At 43.1% G+C, this 14,322-nt stretch carries 13 protein-coding genes; 5 read left to right on the plus strand and 8 right to left on the minus strand.

What is annotated here, in order from left to right:
* Positions 1–46 precede the first annotated feature (46 nt).
* Positions 47–1,534 carry an RNA-binding domain-containing protein gene (locus tag ACNOGP_RS07010; RefSeq protein WP_418214407.1) on the minus strand — a complete coding sequence of 496 codons (1,488 nt, stop codon included), beginning with the start codon at positions 1,532–1,534 and terminating at the stop codon, positions 47–49.
* A 304-nt stretch (positions 1,535–1,838) separates the two neighbouring features.
* Between ACNOGP_RS07010 and ACNOGP_RS07015 the strand changes: the two genes are divergently transcribed.
* The 3 genes from ACNOGP_RS07015 (at position 1,839) to ACNOGP_RS07025 (ending at position 4,652) form a co-directional block, all read left to right on the plus strand.
* Complete coding sequence (locus ACNOGP_RS07015; protein ID WP_143865289.1) at positions 1,839–2,678, plus strand: S1 RNA-binding domain-containing protein; 840 nt, start codon at positions 1,839–1,841, stop codon at positions 2,676–2,678.
* Positions 2,679–2,792: 114 nt separating this feature from the next.
* Positions 2,793–3,470, plus strand: a complete 678-nt coding sequence (locus tag ACNOGP_RS07020) for a DUF4476 domain-containing protein (RefSeq protein WP_007764148.1) — start codon at positions 2,793–2,795, stop codon at positions 3,468–3,470.
* A 57-nt stretch (positions 3,471–3,527) separates the two neighbouring features.
* The gene (locus tag ACNOGP_RS07025; RefSeq protein ID WP_418214408.1) at positions 3,528–4,652 is read left to right on the plus strand and encodes a hypothetical protein; all 1,125 of its coding nucleotides are present in this window, start codon (positions 3,528–3,530) and stop codon (positions 4,650–4,652) included.
* A 207-nt stretch (positions 4,653–4,859) separates the two neighbouring features.
* On the opposite strand, the gene msrB is transcribed toward ACNOGP_RS07025, so the two are convergent.
* The 6 genes from msrB to ACNOGP_RS07055 all read right to left on the minus strand — a co-directional run bounded on the left by msrB (position 4,860) and on the right by ACNOGP_RS07055 (position 11,707).
* On the minus strand, positions 4,860–5,888 hold the full coding sequence (msrB, locus tag ACNOGP_RS07030) for a peptide-methionine (R)-S-oxide reductase MsrB (protein WP_418214409.1): 1,029 nt from the start codon (positions 5,886–5,888) through the stop codon (positions 4,860–4,862).
* An 85-nt stretch (positions 5,889–5,973) separates the two neighbouring features.
* The gene (locus tag ACNOGP_RS07035) at positions 5,974–7,311 is read right to left on the minus strand and encodes a TolC family protein (RefSeq protein WP_418214410.1); all 1,338 of its coding nucleotides are present in this window, start codon (positions 7,309–7,311) and stop codon (positions 5,974–5,976) included.
* 9 nt (positions 7,312–7,320) lie between these two features.
* Complete coding sequence (locus ACNOGP_RS07040; RefSeq protein ID WP_418214411.1) at positions 7,321–8,421, minus strand: efflux RND transporter periplasmic adaptor subunit; 1,101 nt, start codon at positions 8,419–8,421, stop codon at positions 7,321–7,323.
* Positions 8,422–8,471: 50 nt separating this feature from the next.
* Complete coding sequence (locus ACNOGP_RS07045; RefSeq protein ID WP_418214412.1) at positions 8,472–9,713, minus strand: ABC transporter permease; 1,242 nt, start codon at positions 9,711–9,713, stop codon at positions 8,472–8,474.
* Between the two features lie 4 nt (positions 9,714–9,717).
* The gene (locus tag ACNOGP_RS07050; RefSeq protein WP_418214413.1) at positions 9,718–10,977 is read right to left on the minus strand and encodes an ABC transporter permease; all 1,260 of its coding nucleotides are present in this window, start codon (positions 10,975–10,977) and stop codon (positions 9,718–9,720) included.
* A gap of 13 nt (positions 10,978–10,990) precedes the next feature.
* Positions 10,991–11,707 carry an ABC transporter ATP-binding protein gene (locus tag ACNOGP_RS07055; protein ID WP_186968543.1) on the minus strand — a complete coding sequence of 239 codons (717 nt, stop codon included), beginning with the start codon at positions 11,705–11,707 and terminating at the stop codon, positions 10,991–10,993.
* A 179-nt stretch (positions 11,708–11,886) separates the two neighbouring features.
* On the opposite strand from ACNOGP_RS07055, the gene ACNOGP_RS07060 reads away from it, so the two are divergent.
* The gene (locus ACNOGP_RS07060; RefSeq protein WP_022275422.1) at positions 11,887–12,867 is read left to right on the plus strand and encodes an ROK family protein; all 981 of its coding nucleotides are present in this window, start codon (positions 11,887–11,889) and stop codon (positions 12,865–12,867) included.
* Positions 12,868–13,027: 160 nt separating this feature from the next.
* On the opposite strand, the gene rplS is transcribed toward ACNOGP_RS07060, so the two are convergent.
* A complete protein-coding gene (gene rplS / locus ACNOGP_RS07065; protein ID WP_007764170.1) occupies positions 13,028–13,378 on the minus strand; it encodes a 50S ribosomal protein L19 in 351 nt (116 codons plus the stop codon).
* A gap of 155 nt (positions 13,379–13,533) precedes the next feature.
* On the opposite strand from rplS, the gene ACNOGP_RS07070 reads away from it, so the two are divergent.
* Positions 13,534–14,319 (plus strand): 5'-nucleotidase C-terminal domain-containing protein, encoded by a 786-nt coding sequence (locus tag ACNOGP_RS07070; RefSeq protein ID WP_007764172.1) that lies wholly within the window; start codon positions 13,534–13,536, stop codon positions 14,317–14,319.
* Positions 14,320–14,322 lie beyond the last annotated feature (3 nt).

The raw sequence follows: 14,322 nt of genomic DNA on the forward strand, positions 1-14,322 counted from the left end.
TAGAAAAGTTTTATTTCAATGTAGATAGCTATATATCATAGTCATTTCATTTTGCAAGTAAACCAAGAAATAACTGTCCACGTTCTGTTAGCCGGAACTTCTGAGCAGGATGGTTAGGTTTCTCAGGGATAGTTCTTTCAATCAGGTTGTGGGCAATCAGTTTTTGAATAATTTTATTCAATTGTCCCGATACTTTTTTTTGTCCCAATGCAAGGGATATACCTTGCCTTGATAAAGCATTACTTACTATACAACGCAATACCTCTGAATACAATGTCGTCTTTTGTAACTCTTGCTGTAACTCTTGCTGTAACTCTTGCTGTAACTCTTGCTGTAACTCTTGCTGTACATCTTTTATCCGCTCTGCATTCAGCAGATAATCCAGCCTCACAAACTGTAACTGAAACGACAATCCCACTTCTTTCCAACGAAGTTCGATATTAGGATATTCTTTCAGTTCATCCGCTATCAGTTTTAAACCATTGCCCCATTGGTCTATAATTCCGAGTCGCTTGAAAATCGGTGCGATAACTTTATTTCGTGCATCGCTCTGGCGGCTTTCCATCGCAGCGTAATCAATGGATGGTGGCAGAAGTCCGGGACTGGTTATCTCTACCATATCATCATAGATTGCAATCTTAACGTCCTTTCTTGTGAGAGAATAATCCCGATGAACCACCGCATTACGAATCGCCTCACGTATTGCCTTAACAGGGTACTCCCAACGAGAGACAGTGTACACTCCCTCAACGGTCGCTCCTTTATTGATATGACGTAACACAAAGTTGTACGCTTCCTCTGCTTGTGTGGCAATATTGGTCGTAATACTCTTTTGGTCTATAAAATCGTCAATACTAACGCCCTTAAAACGAGCACACTCCACCTTTGCATAGTGAAACAGTGAGTTTCGCAAAGGGTCGTCAGAGAATAGAATCAACGCATTGGTTGGATATTCTACTCCTTGCATATCTTTAACCAAATCTAATTTCCTTAACGCTTGGTTAGATAATTCTTCCCCTGTTTTCTCCTTGAATATAGCCTTAAAGCCATCTATATTCAAATCATTTACAGTCTTATCGGGTATAACTTCGCTATCAAAAGAGATATTTCGTCTCCGACGTTCCAATTCCGAGATGATAGCTTCATCCGCAAGTCGATTGGTCGAGCCTACACGAATAAATGTCCCTTGTAACTTACCTTTCTCTTTGAGATAATAAGGTGGCGTACTACCTCTGAAAACAGTCACCTGAATCAAGTGTTTGTTTTCTTCGCTTATAAATTTTATCTCCGGCAATATCGCAGGATAGCAACGGTTAAAAATAATATTACTTATTTTCTCCTCGATAGCCACCAACTTGTCCTCATCCAATCCTATCACTTCACGAGGATCATCTGCCACACCAATATACAGGTCGCCACCTGCATCATTGGCAAATGCCACAACCGTTTTAGCCAAATCGGAATGCTCCGGCAACTCTGCCTTAAATTCCAATCTACGCCCTTCGGGCTGGTTAAGTATCTCTTTTATGTTCATACTTCTGTTGTTCTTCTTTGTAATAAGCTTTATAGAGCTTGCCTTTCTTGTCTTCTCCTTGTTCGATTAGCTGTCTATCACCATGAATATAGATATGGCAATTCCTTGATTTTGCTTATATCGTCTATTAGATTTCAAATATAGGAAATTATTTTGAATAATAATGAGCAATATTTCTTAAATGAAAAGGCCGTGACCTAAACCGCTATTCATCAGTCTTATTACTGCGTTCTACCCTAAGTCTCGATTATATTTCCTATCTTTGCGATGGATATAAATATGATAGTGTATAAATAGGAAAAATATGAATATCGAATTAGGAAAGTTCAATCAGCTTGAAGTTGTGAAGGAGGTAGACTTCGGCGTATATCTTGATGGAGGGGAAGAAGGTGAGATTTTATTGCCTACCCGCTATGTGCCCGAAGATTGTAAGATAGGGGATATCTTGAATGTGTTTCTCTATCTGGATATGGATGAAAGGCTGATTGCTACTACGCTGACTCCGTTTGTGCAAGTAGGACAGTTTGCTTGTCTGGAAGTGTCTTGGGTGAATCAGTATGGGGCTTTTCTGAATTGGGGACTGATGAAGGATTTGTTCGTACCGTTCAGAGAACAGAAGATGAAGATGCAGGTTGGACGGAAGTATGTGGTTCATGCGCATCTTGATGAAGAAAGTTACCGTATTGTGGCCTCGGCAAAGGTGGAACGTTATCTGTCGAAGGATAAACCGGAGTACACTGCGGGGGAAGAGGTAAATATTCTTATCTGGCAGAAAACAGACTTGGGCTTTAAGGCAATTATAGATAATAAATATAGCGGCTTACTGTATGAGAATGAAATATTCAGTTCGATAGAGACCGGAATGGAGATGAAGGCTTTTGTGAAACAGGTGCGTGAGGATGGAAAGGTGGATTTGATTCTTCAGAAACCGGGCTTTGAAAAGGTCGATGATTTTGCGAAGACATTGCTTGATTATATTAAAGAGCAGGGAGGACGGATTCATCTGAACGACAAGAGTCCTGCGGAAGATATTTATGATACGTTCGGTGTGAGTAAGAAAACCTTTAAGAAAGGAGTAGGCGATTTGTATAAGAAACGTCTGATTGCCTTGCATGAGGATGGCATTGCTTTGGTGGAATCCTAAATAGAATAGGGAAATCCCTATGCACGAATAGAGGGAATCATTGGGGTGGGGAGTTTTCTCACCCTATTTTTGTACTATCAGATTAGAGATATTAATAATAAAAACTGGATAAGTATGCGTAAGATTGTAATAAGTTTCTGTATCCTACTCGCTGCTCTCTCTTTAAAGGCTCAGACTGTAAGTGGAATCCGTATTGATGGCGGAGATACCCCGATTCTTGTATATTTTGGAGGAAACCAGATGTGTCTGCCGACTACAACATGTTTTGTCGCTAACTTGAAATCAGGATATTACACCGTTGAAGTGTATGCTACACGCTCTGCCCGTCCGGGAGAGAGGGTATGGAAAGGGAGGCGGTTATATAATGAACGTATTTATTTTGATGGGAATAGCGTGAAAGAGATTTATGTGGATGGACGTGGAGAGATTCGTCCCGGTAGGCCTGGCCGCCCCGGACAAGAGGGATATTGTCCGGATAATGGTCAATATGACAGAGTGATGAGTGAGAGACTTTTTAAGAAGTTTCTCAGTGAGGTGAAGAAAGAACCTTTTAAGGATGACCGCATGGAGATGATTAAGACGGCGTTGGCCGGTTCGGATTTTACTTCCGGACAATGTCTTGAATTGACTCGACTTTATACTTTTGATGATGACCGGATGGAGATTATGAAGATGATGTATCCGCGTATCGTTGATAAAGGGGCTTTCTTTACAGTCATTGCTACGCTGACATTTTCGTCTAACAAGGATGAGATGAATAAGTTTGTGCAAAGCTACGGCAGACGTCGATAGTGATAAATGATTAAGTGTGGGTGTTTATTGAAATAATAAATGATAGGAGGTTGAATTATGAAGCGGATATTATTTTTACTTTTTGCTATCGGTTTGGGTGCAGGTATGACTGTGATGGCAGGAATGAGTACTAGCAAGATACGTAAGGAAACGCGTTTTCTTACAGATAAGATGGCGTATGAACTGAATCTGACCACTCAGCAATATAATGATGCGTATGAGATTAATTACGACTTTATTTATTCGGTCCGTAATATCATGGATTACGTGGCACGTGGTTATGAATGGGCGATGGATGACTATTATGAAGCGTTGGACATCCGTAATGACGATCTTCGTTGGGTATTGAGTGATGGGCAATATCGCCGGTTCATGGGAGCCGATTATTTTTATCGGCCGATTTATGTGACCGGAGGAAGATGGAGTTTACGGGTTTATATCAATTATCCGAATCGCGGCTTGTTCTATTTCGGTGTGCCTTATCATTATCATACCTATTGTGGAGCGCACTATCGTTCGCATATTCATCATGCCAGCTATTATCGGGGTAGATACAATAATTTTCACCATTATTCTACGCCTCATCGGGTAAGGGATCAAAGAGTGTATCACTCTTACCGCCGTTCGGATTTTGGCTCGGTTCGGATTCGTCCGAATTCTTCGGTACGTCCGCATAATGCACCGACACGTCCGGGTAATTCTTACCGTCCGGGAACGACAACAAGACCTGGTAGCAATGTTGCTCCTGATAAAAATAGGAATACGAATAGAGTAGGAAGTGATCGTAATTCCGGTCGTCGTCCGGAAACAGGTCCCGGTTCTTCAAGCTCTAATCGCAGACCAACAAGCGGAAGTTCAACTGGCTTCAGTTCCTCCAATCGTGAAAGTGGAAAAACAAGTAGTAGTTCGAGAGGAAGTTCAAGTAGACGAAACGATAGTAGTTCCTATAATAGAAATAACAGTTCTGAGAGAAATAACAGCTCTTCCAGTTCCAGGCGCGGTAGTTCCAGTCGTAGTAGCTCCAGTCGCAGTGATTCTGGTCGCAGTAGTGGTAGATCTACCCGGAGCAATGTCTCTAGTGGACAAACAGAAAGACGCTCTTCTTCCGGAAGTGCGAGAAGCAATAGCACTCAAAGTTCTTCCCGTTCCTCTGAAAGAAACAGCAGCGGTTCAAGAAGATAACCTATTCCTTTATTATTTATATCAATCTCATTGCTCCTCAGCGGAAGGAGAACTAGACTCCGGGTTTTCACCGGCTAGACTATTCCGGGCAGCGCCCGTAACTTGGATGAGGTTGTGTCAGCATTTTGACACAACCTCGTTCGTTTTCGTACACCGTTCTATTTTTCTAATGAACAGTTACGATTAGCTTTTGTAATTCTTCAATATCTATTTGACGAGTGGTAGATATTCTCCATAACCTTCCTTTTTCATTTTCTCTTTCGGGATAAAACGAAGTGAAGCGCTATTGATGCAATAGCGTAATCCACCTTTCTCTTTCGGCCCATCTGTGAATACGTGTCCCAAATGAGCATCTCCGGTTTTACTGCGTACTTCCGTACGTATCATGCCGTGCGAAGTATCTTTCTTTTCTGCGATCAGATCTTTTTGAATTGGTTGGGAAAAGCTTGGCCACCCGCAACCTGAATCGAATTTGTCGGTAGAGACAAACAGAGGTTCTCCGGTAGTAATATCCACATAAATGCCGGGACGATGCTCATTCCAGTATTCATTGTGGAAAGCTGGTTCGGTGGCATTCTTTTGGGTTACGGCATATTGTTCCGCCGACAATTCCTTACGGAGGGTTGCATCATCCGCTTTTTGATACACTTTAGCTTTCGGCGCATTCGCTTTGCGTGCCATTTCGAATAAAGCAGGATTGATATGGCAGTATCCACCCGGATTTTTATCCAGATAGTCCTGGTGGTAAGTCTCTGCCGGATAGAAATTTGTCAATGGCTTTACTTCTAGGACGATAGGAGTTTTGTATTGCGCAGATAATAATTGAATTGCCTGCTTGATGACAGGGAGAACTTCTTTATTTACATAATAAATTCCGGTTCTATACTGCGTTCCCCTATCATTACCTTGCCGGTTGAGGCTGGTAGGATCGATTGTCTTGAAATATAGATCGAGCAGTAAATTCAAATCTACCGTTTTCGGATCATAAACCACCTTTACTGTTTCGGCAGCATTGGTTTTTCCTGAACAGACCTGTTCATAACTCGGATTGGCAACATTACTGTTGGCATATCCTACCTGAGTACTTTCTACTCCTCGAATTTGTTTCAGGAAATGTTCTGTTCCCCAGAAACATCCTCCCGCAAAATAGATTTCTGCTTGATTCTTCATTGGTTTAGCAACTCCTAAAAATGTATTACTAATCATTACAATCACTATAGCGATAAAATACTTCATATCCGTTAGTTCTTTCTATAATAACGAATGAACCAACGGATATGTTTTAAGGAACTACTATACTAAACTCAACTTTATTTCTTTTTTATTCAATGACTTGTCCTTTGTAGAAATCCAGAATTTTAGTCCGGAACAGGTAGTTATATTTTGCCTGCAACTTATCCGAAAGAGCTTTCGTCAGATTAAGTTTGGCTTCATTGTATTCCACAAAGGTAGCCTTGCCGTTATTGAACTTCTCACTCATCAGACGGAAAGACTCTTCGTTGGCTTTTACTGCCACTTCACTGGAGTTGTATTTACTTTCTGCTGCCAGAGCATTGTACCAGGCTTGCTGAATTTCTTTATAGAGTACTTTTTTACTGTTATCCAACTTCAAGGATAAATCTATTTGTTGTAAACGAGCCGTGCGTACCCGGTTTCTTGTGGCAAAACGGTTGAAGATTGGCACGCTCAAATTAAATCCTATATATTTATTCAGATTGTTTTTCATCTGACTGCCGAAGCTGCTCTCTGATCTTCCGCTAACCGTATAATAATTACTTCCCAGACCGGCACTGAAAGAGAGTTGTGGATAAAATGCACTTTGGGCAATACGAATACTATTAAGACTACCTTGCAAACGATATTCTGCAGCCTTAATGCTTGGTTTGTAAGTAAGTGCCTGTGTATATATGTCATCCGGCGGAGTGAGAGATTCGAACTCTAATTCTTCCTTAGGGCTTTCGAGTACAAATCCTTCAGGCGTGGGTAATTCCAAGAGTTGGGTGAGATCCAGTAAGGATAGTTTGTACGTATTGTCTGATTGTACAGCAGTCATTTCATCCTGTGCGACACGGGCTTGTGCTTCCGCCACTTCAGAAGAGGATGCCTTACCCACTCCCTGAAGACCTTGAATACGTTTTAACTGGTCTTTGCTTAAATCGACCTGATTATGAGCAATCTTACTTAATTCTTGATTGAATAAAACCTGTAAATAAGCCGAAGTGACATTGATTGCAATATCTTCTCTGGCTTTATTCAAATCTTCTATGGCAGCTTTTAAATCCAGTTTGGCAAGTGAATATTGGTTGGACAATTGCAAACCGGTAAATATAGGTACGTTTGTTCCCAAGCTGAAACTGGTATTGGCGCTGTTAATGTCACTATACGAGTTGTCTATCGGAGAAGCAGTACGGCCCCAACTCCAGTTTTGGCTGGCACTACCGCTCAAATTCGGAAGGCGTGCCCATTTAGTGGTGTTTACACTCACTTTGCCTGCTTCGACATTATTGGCCGATTGACGGATTTCTATATTATGCTCAATGGCATAGTCGATACATTGCCGCAGCGTCCATGCTTGCGAAGAGTTGTTCTGTGCCTGGATGGAGGTGATTCCGACTCCGGCAAGCAGAAGGGCTGATATGGTTTTACGAATTATTTTCATCGGATTCAATTATTTATCTTTTTTCTCTGCACCACGTATTTTGTCCTGAACGGTTACCCCTTTCTTGATTTCTATCTTGATTCCATCACTCATACCGGCAGTCACCTGTGTACGCTGGAACTTTTGTTCGGGCACTGAATCTGTCATGATATACACAAATGTAGAGTCACCACTAAATTCAACAGTGCTTTCGGGCACTGCCAATACCTGATTGGCTCTTTGTAACACGATTTCCGCATTAGCCGAATATCCGGAACGAATCTGAACAGAATCCGGAACAGAGATGGCGGCTTTTATCTCGAACTGGTTGGCTCCATTCGTTTCTACTCCTTTAGGAGATATATACTCCAGAATGGCATTGAAGGTCAGATTCTGTAAAGCTCCGATTGTCAACTTTATCGGCATTTGTTCGTGAATGCGTCCGACTTCCGTTTCATCAATATTGCCGCGAAAAATCAAGTCATTCATGTTGGCTACTGTGGCAATCGTGGTTCCATCATTGAACGTGTTACTCATAATCACCGAATTACCAGCCTTGACAGGTATATCCAGAATCAGCCCGTCGATAGTGGAACGAATCAGGGTACTGCTGAAAGAGGCACTGTTTTTGGTAATTCCTTCTTTTACGATTTCCAGATTATCTTTGGCTGTCTGCTTCTCTTCGCGTGCCTGTTTCAGGGCTACTTCACTTTTCTCGTATTCCTCCCGACTGATTAACTGGTCTTCATACAGTTTCCTGACGCGAGCGAAGTCCGTCTCGGCCTGTGTGGTATTGATTTCCGCCAGGCGCACCCGACTTTCGGCTGAATTCAGTTGTCCGAGTTCAGGGATTACTTTTACTTTGGCTATGACTTCCCCTTTTTTCACAGCTTGTCCGGCTTCTTTATATACTTCGTCTATAATGCCCGAAATTTGCGGCTTGATTAAGATTTCGTCTCTCGGTTCCACCTTTCCGGTAGCTACTGTTGTCTTTTGCAGGTCTGTCACTTCCGGTCTAACTGTTTCGTAAGTGATTACTTTAGGCTTGGATTTCTGATAAAGAAACACAAATGTTCCGACAAAAATGATAGCAACGACTACCAATAATGCGATTTTCAGATACTTTTTCATCTTGGATATATATGTTTAATTTCTAATTCTCAACTCTCCATTCTCAACTTCTACTCCTCCCGGATCGCTTCAATCGGTTTGATAGCCATAGCCCGGTAAGCAGGTGCCAGCCCGGCTAGCATACCCAACCCAATCAGTAAGATACACGTTCCGACTGCCAGTCCGAAGGTAACTTGGAAACGGATATCACCTCCATTTGAGTTAGCTGCCATTTCTGTTAGTTGCAGCACTATGACGGCAAAGGAGTTTCCGCACATTCCTGCAAGGGCGGTCAGCACTATGCTTTCAGACAGAATCTGTTGCAGGATATCTTTCGGACGTGCTCCGATTGCCCGGCGGATACCGATTTCAGTGGTACGCTCTTTTACGGTGACCATCATGATATTGGACACGCCGATAGCACCCGCCAGCAAAGTTCCCAATCCTACCATCCAGATAAGTATATGGATACCGGTAAACAAATTATCGACCATAGAAAACATCGCTTCGGCATTCAGGAACATAAGTGCCTGTTTGTCGTTGGGAGCGATATAATGCGCAGCTTTGATAATCTGTTCCATTCGGGGGTGTATGTCGGATACCTTGACTCCATGTTTCACGGTGAAACTGATCACGTCAATCTGCCCTCCCAGATTGTAAGTCTGCTGCATGGTAGTAAAAGGAAGGATGACTGCCTCCGAAGATTGTCCTTGTATGCTCATGTTTCCTTCGGAAGCGGACATTCCGATGACCTGATAATAAATTCCATCCACACGTATGTATTTGCCACACGGATCTTCGCCCGGCTTGAAAAGACTCTCATAGATTCTTTTCCCGATAACGCACACTTTGCGGTTTTCCTTTATATCTACATCATTGATATATCTGCCGTATGCTATCTCCTGTGATTCGATATGGAGATAGTCCGGATACAGTCCTTTTACACTGCAATCGTATTTTTTATCTTCGTATACGGCTTTGGAGCCCCAGCGGGCTGCGGAAGGAGTAATCACTTCCGCTTCTTTGATTTGGGACCGGAGGCGGTTGATATCTGTTGCTTCCAGATCCCACCATCTTCCTTTCCGAAAACCTTTGTAAGCCTCACCCGTTCTTTGTGCGGCAAGGAAACCGGAATTGGTGGCAAATCCTTCAAAATTTTTCTTCATCATCTCTTCCAATCCTTGTCCGCCTCCGATAAGGGCTACGAGCATGAAGATTCCCCAGAACACGCCGAATGCGGTCAGCAGGCTTCTTGTTTTATTTCTTGTGATGGTAATGAGGATTTCCTCACAGGTATCCATGTCTATTTTCATAATCTTAATCTGCTCTAAGTGCTTCAATCGGACGGATGCTGACAGCCTTGCGGGCAGGGAACAATCCGGCTAACGTTCCGGCGATTATTAATGTAAGTGTAGCTTGAATGGCGATTTTTATATCGACGGTCGGATTCAGGAAGACGGTTGTTGTCCATCCGCCGATATCCATGACTTGATTGCCGAAAGCGGCATTCATCCATTCGGTTACTCCGATGCCCGCCACCATACCTATATAGCCGAATAAAGTAGTGATGATTACACTTTCTACAATAATCAGCCAAAGGATCGAGCTCGGTCTGGCTCCTAATGCTTTGCGGATACCGAATTCGCGTGTACGTTCTTTAACGGTGATCAGCATGATATTGGACACTCCTACAATGCCGCTTAAAAGAGTGAAAATGCCGATCACCCAGATTCCGGTACGTAGAATGGTCATACCTTTTTGTTGTTGCAGATAATTGGTGAACTTATTCCATATCCATAAGGCGCTGTTGTCGGTAGGATCGAAACGGTGGTTGGCTCCCAACGCTTTCCGATACTCTTTTTCAAAATTTTCATTCGCTTCGATCGTCTCCAGATTCTTCGTAGCGATGGTCAGACAGCTCAGCTTGTCTCCTTTATTGTAGATCGTTTGCAGGGTAGAGAAAGGTATGAGGGCAGGTTTCTCACCGCTATCTCCTTTGTCGTTGCAAAGTCCCACTACCCGATAAGCAACATTTCCCATATTGACAAACTGCCCGATAGGTTCGGTATGCGTCTTATGAAAAAGAATCTCAGCCGTTTTTTTATGTAGGACGATAACTTTCCGTCTTTCTTTAATATCCGTCTCATTAATGAAACGTCCTTTAAAGAGCTTTATGGTTTCTATTTCTATATGATTGGGAAAGACGCCTGCCACCCCGACACTGGCATATTCCGAGCCGAAACTGATGGTGACGGTACCTTGCCAGATGGAAGCTCCGGCCTTAATTACATAATCTGGAAAATGAGTGTCGGTGATCCGTAAGTCCTTGTTGTCCAGCTGGATCTTCCGTCCCTCTTTGAGTCCGTCGTAAGACTTGGAAGTCCATCCCGGATAGATCTTGATACTGTTCAGTGCACGTTCTGAAGAAGCCTCTTCGAAAGCATGAATCAGTCCGTTGCCGGCCCCTAAGAGGACGATAAGCATGAATATTCCCCATGCCACAGCGAACCCTGTGAGGAAAGTCCTTAGCTTGTTGCGCTTAATGGTGCTGTATATTTCTTGCCAGATGTCGATCATGTCTGATTGGTCTTTATTTCATGAATCCGTTTTTGCCGAAAGGAGAAGCGTCATGGGCAATGTTATCTTCGATTCGTTCGATGATACCGTCCTTAATGTGTATTATCTTGTCGGTCTGGTTGGCAACTCCGCTTTCGTGTGTGACGACTACGATGGTCATCCCCGTCCGGTGCAGGTCTTTCAGTATTTGCATCACTTCTACGGAGGTCTTGCTATCCAATGCTCCTGTGGGCTCGTCCGCCAGAATAATCTGCGGTTGGGTGATGAGTGCGCGGGCGATGGCTACACGCTGTTTCTGTCCGCCGCTCATCTCGTTCGGCATATGATGTGCCCAGTCCTTCAACCCTAGACGGTCGAGGTATTCCAAAGCAAGTGCATTGCGCTTTTTACGGCTTACTCCCTGATAGAATAAAGGAAGTGCTACATTCTCTACTGCGTCTTTGAACGATATCAGATTGAATGATTGGAAAATAAATCCGATCATGCGGTTCCGGTATTCGGAGGCTTTGGTTTCGCTTAGGTTTTTGATGAGTACGTTGTTCAGATAATAATCTCCGGTATCGTAATTATCAAGAATACCTAATATGTTAAGTAAAGTCGATTTTCCTGACCCTGACGCTCCCATGATGGAAACAAACTCACCTTGCCCGATGTGAAGGTCGATACCCTTGAGCACATGAAGAGGTGCTCCGTTATTATAGGTCTTATTGATATTTGTCAGTTGTATCACAGTTTCCTTTATTTAGTTTCAGTTTTCTTATGAATTTCTTCTATTAGACGGTAGCGAGATAAGAAAAGTTGCAAAGAGGTTGAACTTTTTTTGAAAAACATTTTGTAGACTCAATCTTCTTTACGTAATTTGTGTGCAGTAAACTTAATGATTAACTAACCCTTTTAAATAAAAGTATCATGAATTCAAACATGGAGAAACCCTACGTAGTAGGTATTGACATAGGCGGAACAAATACCGTCTTTGGAATTGTAGACGCACGCGGAACTATTATAGCAAGCAGTTCTATCAAAACATCCGGTTATCCTACGGTAGAAGAATATGCAGATGAAGTGTGCAAAAATCTTCTTCCATTGATTATCGCCAATGGCGGTGTGGATAAAATCAGAGGTATCGGTGTGGGTGCTCCGAATGGTAACTACTATACAGGAACTATCGAGTTCGCTCCGAATTTGCCTTGGAAAGGTATTCTTCCGTTGGCTGCTATGTTTGAAGAAAGACTGGGCATTCCTACAGCCCTGACAAACGATGCTAATGCTGCCGCTATCGGTGAAATGACATACGGCGCTGCCCGTGGTATGAAAGACTTTATCATGATTACACTGGGTACAGGTGTAGGTAGCGGTATCGTTATCAACGGCCAGATGGTGTATGGTCATGACGGTTTTGCCGGTGAGTTGGGACATGTTATCGCTCGTCGCGATGGTCGTCTTTGTGGTTGCGGCCGTAAAGGTTGTCTGGAAACCTATTGTTCGGCTACCGGTGTAGCCCGCACTGCTCGCGAATTTTTGGCTGCCCGCACGGATGCAAGTCTGCTCCGTAATATTCCTGCAGAAAACATTACTTCAAAGGATGTATATGACGCAGCCGTTCAAGGCGATAAACTGGCACAGGAAATCTTCGAATTTACCGGAAATATTTTGGGTGAAGCTTTGGCGGACGCTATCGCATTCTCCAGTCCCGAAGCAATTGTATTGTTCGGTGGTCTGGCTAAGTCCGGTGACTATATCATGAAACCGATTCAGGAATCAATCGATAGGAATATCCTGAATATCTATAAAGGTAAGACGAAATTGCTCGTTTCCGAACTGAAGGATTCTGATGCCGCCGTACTGGGTGCCAGTGCATTGGCTTGGGAATTGAAGGATCTGAAAGAATAATATATCATTATTGTAATAAAGGTAATGAAGCCTCGGGAGTTTATGACTTTCGGGGCTTTATGTTTCAGAGTGGAAGATCAGAGGGAGAAATGACAATAAAAAAGGGAACTTCCTGTAATGGAAGTTCCCTTTTTTATTTCGAATCGAAAAGTAACTAGGATTAGTTAGCTCTTTTTTCTTTGATTCTAGCTTTCTTACCGGTAAGAGCACGCAGGTAGTACAATTTAGCGCGACGAACTTTACCTACCTTGTTCACTTCGATGCTATCGATAGCCGGTGATTCGATTGGGAAAATTCTTTCTACACCTACAGTTCCGGACATCTTACGTACAGTAAAACGCTTTTTGTCTCCGTGACCGGCGATTTTGATAACAACACCACGATACAACTGTACACGTTCTTTGTTACCTTCGATAATACGATATGCTACTGTTACAGTGTCTCCTGCTTTGAAGCTCGGGTGCTGTTTTCCGGTAGCAAATGCTTCTTCTGCAATTTTAATTAAATCCATTGTTGTTATTATTAAATTGTTTCATCGTTACAACGCAACATACCAAGTATCTCTTCTCTTGACAGCGATTGCGCGAAAGCGGTGCAAAGTAACGAATTATTTGTCAGATAGCCAAATGTTTTCGTATATTTGTAGCATATCTAAAAATAGCGAACATGAAACAGACTTATGTGAAGTATCTGATTGTAGCCGTGTTGGCGGGAGGTTTCCTCTTTACGTCCTGTCGCTCGGCACGGGAAACCACGGCTAACTACGAAGTGGTTGGAGTAAAAGGCAGTATGATTACGATCGATTCAGTCTGGGATGCGAATCCCGACAAAAGAGCTGCTGAGATATTGAAGCCCTATAAGGACAAAGTAGATGCGATGATGTATGAAGTCATTGGCACCAGTGAAATGATAATGGATAAAGGGAATCCGGAAAGCCTCCTTTCCAATCTTGTGGCAGGTGTGTTGCAGCAGGCGGCGGTTCGGGTATTGGGTAAACCTGCCGATATGGGATTGGTAAATATGGGAGGGTTGCGCAATATCCTGCCGAAGGGAGATATCACCGTTGGTGAAATCTTCGAAATCCTTCCTTTCGAGAATTCGCTTTGTGTGTTGACAATGAAGGGGACGGACATGAAACGTCTTTTTAAGGCTATCGCTTCCTTGCATGGAGAAGGAGTGAGCGGCATTCGTATGGAAATCAGTAAGGAAGGCGAACTGCTGAATGTAACCATTGGCGGACAACCGGTGAAGGATGACCAATCTTATACGGTAGCTACCATCGATTATCTGGCGGATGGAAACGGGCGGATGGACGCTCTTCTGCAAGCGGAGAAACGTGTGTGTCCGGAGAACGCTACTTTGCGCGGCCTGTTTCTTGAATATGTGCGGAAGCAGACTGCCGAAGGTAAGCTGATTACCTCCAAACTGGATGGACGTATTTCTATAAAATAAAAA

The organism is Bacteroides difficilis, assembly GCF_048319815.1.
GTDB lineage: Bacteria > Bacteroidota > Bacteroidia > Bacteroidales > Bacteroidaceae > Bacteroides > Bacteroides zhangwenhongii.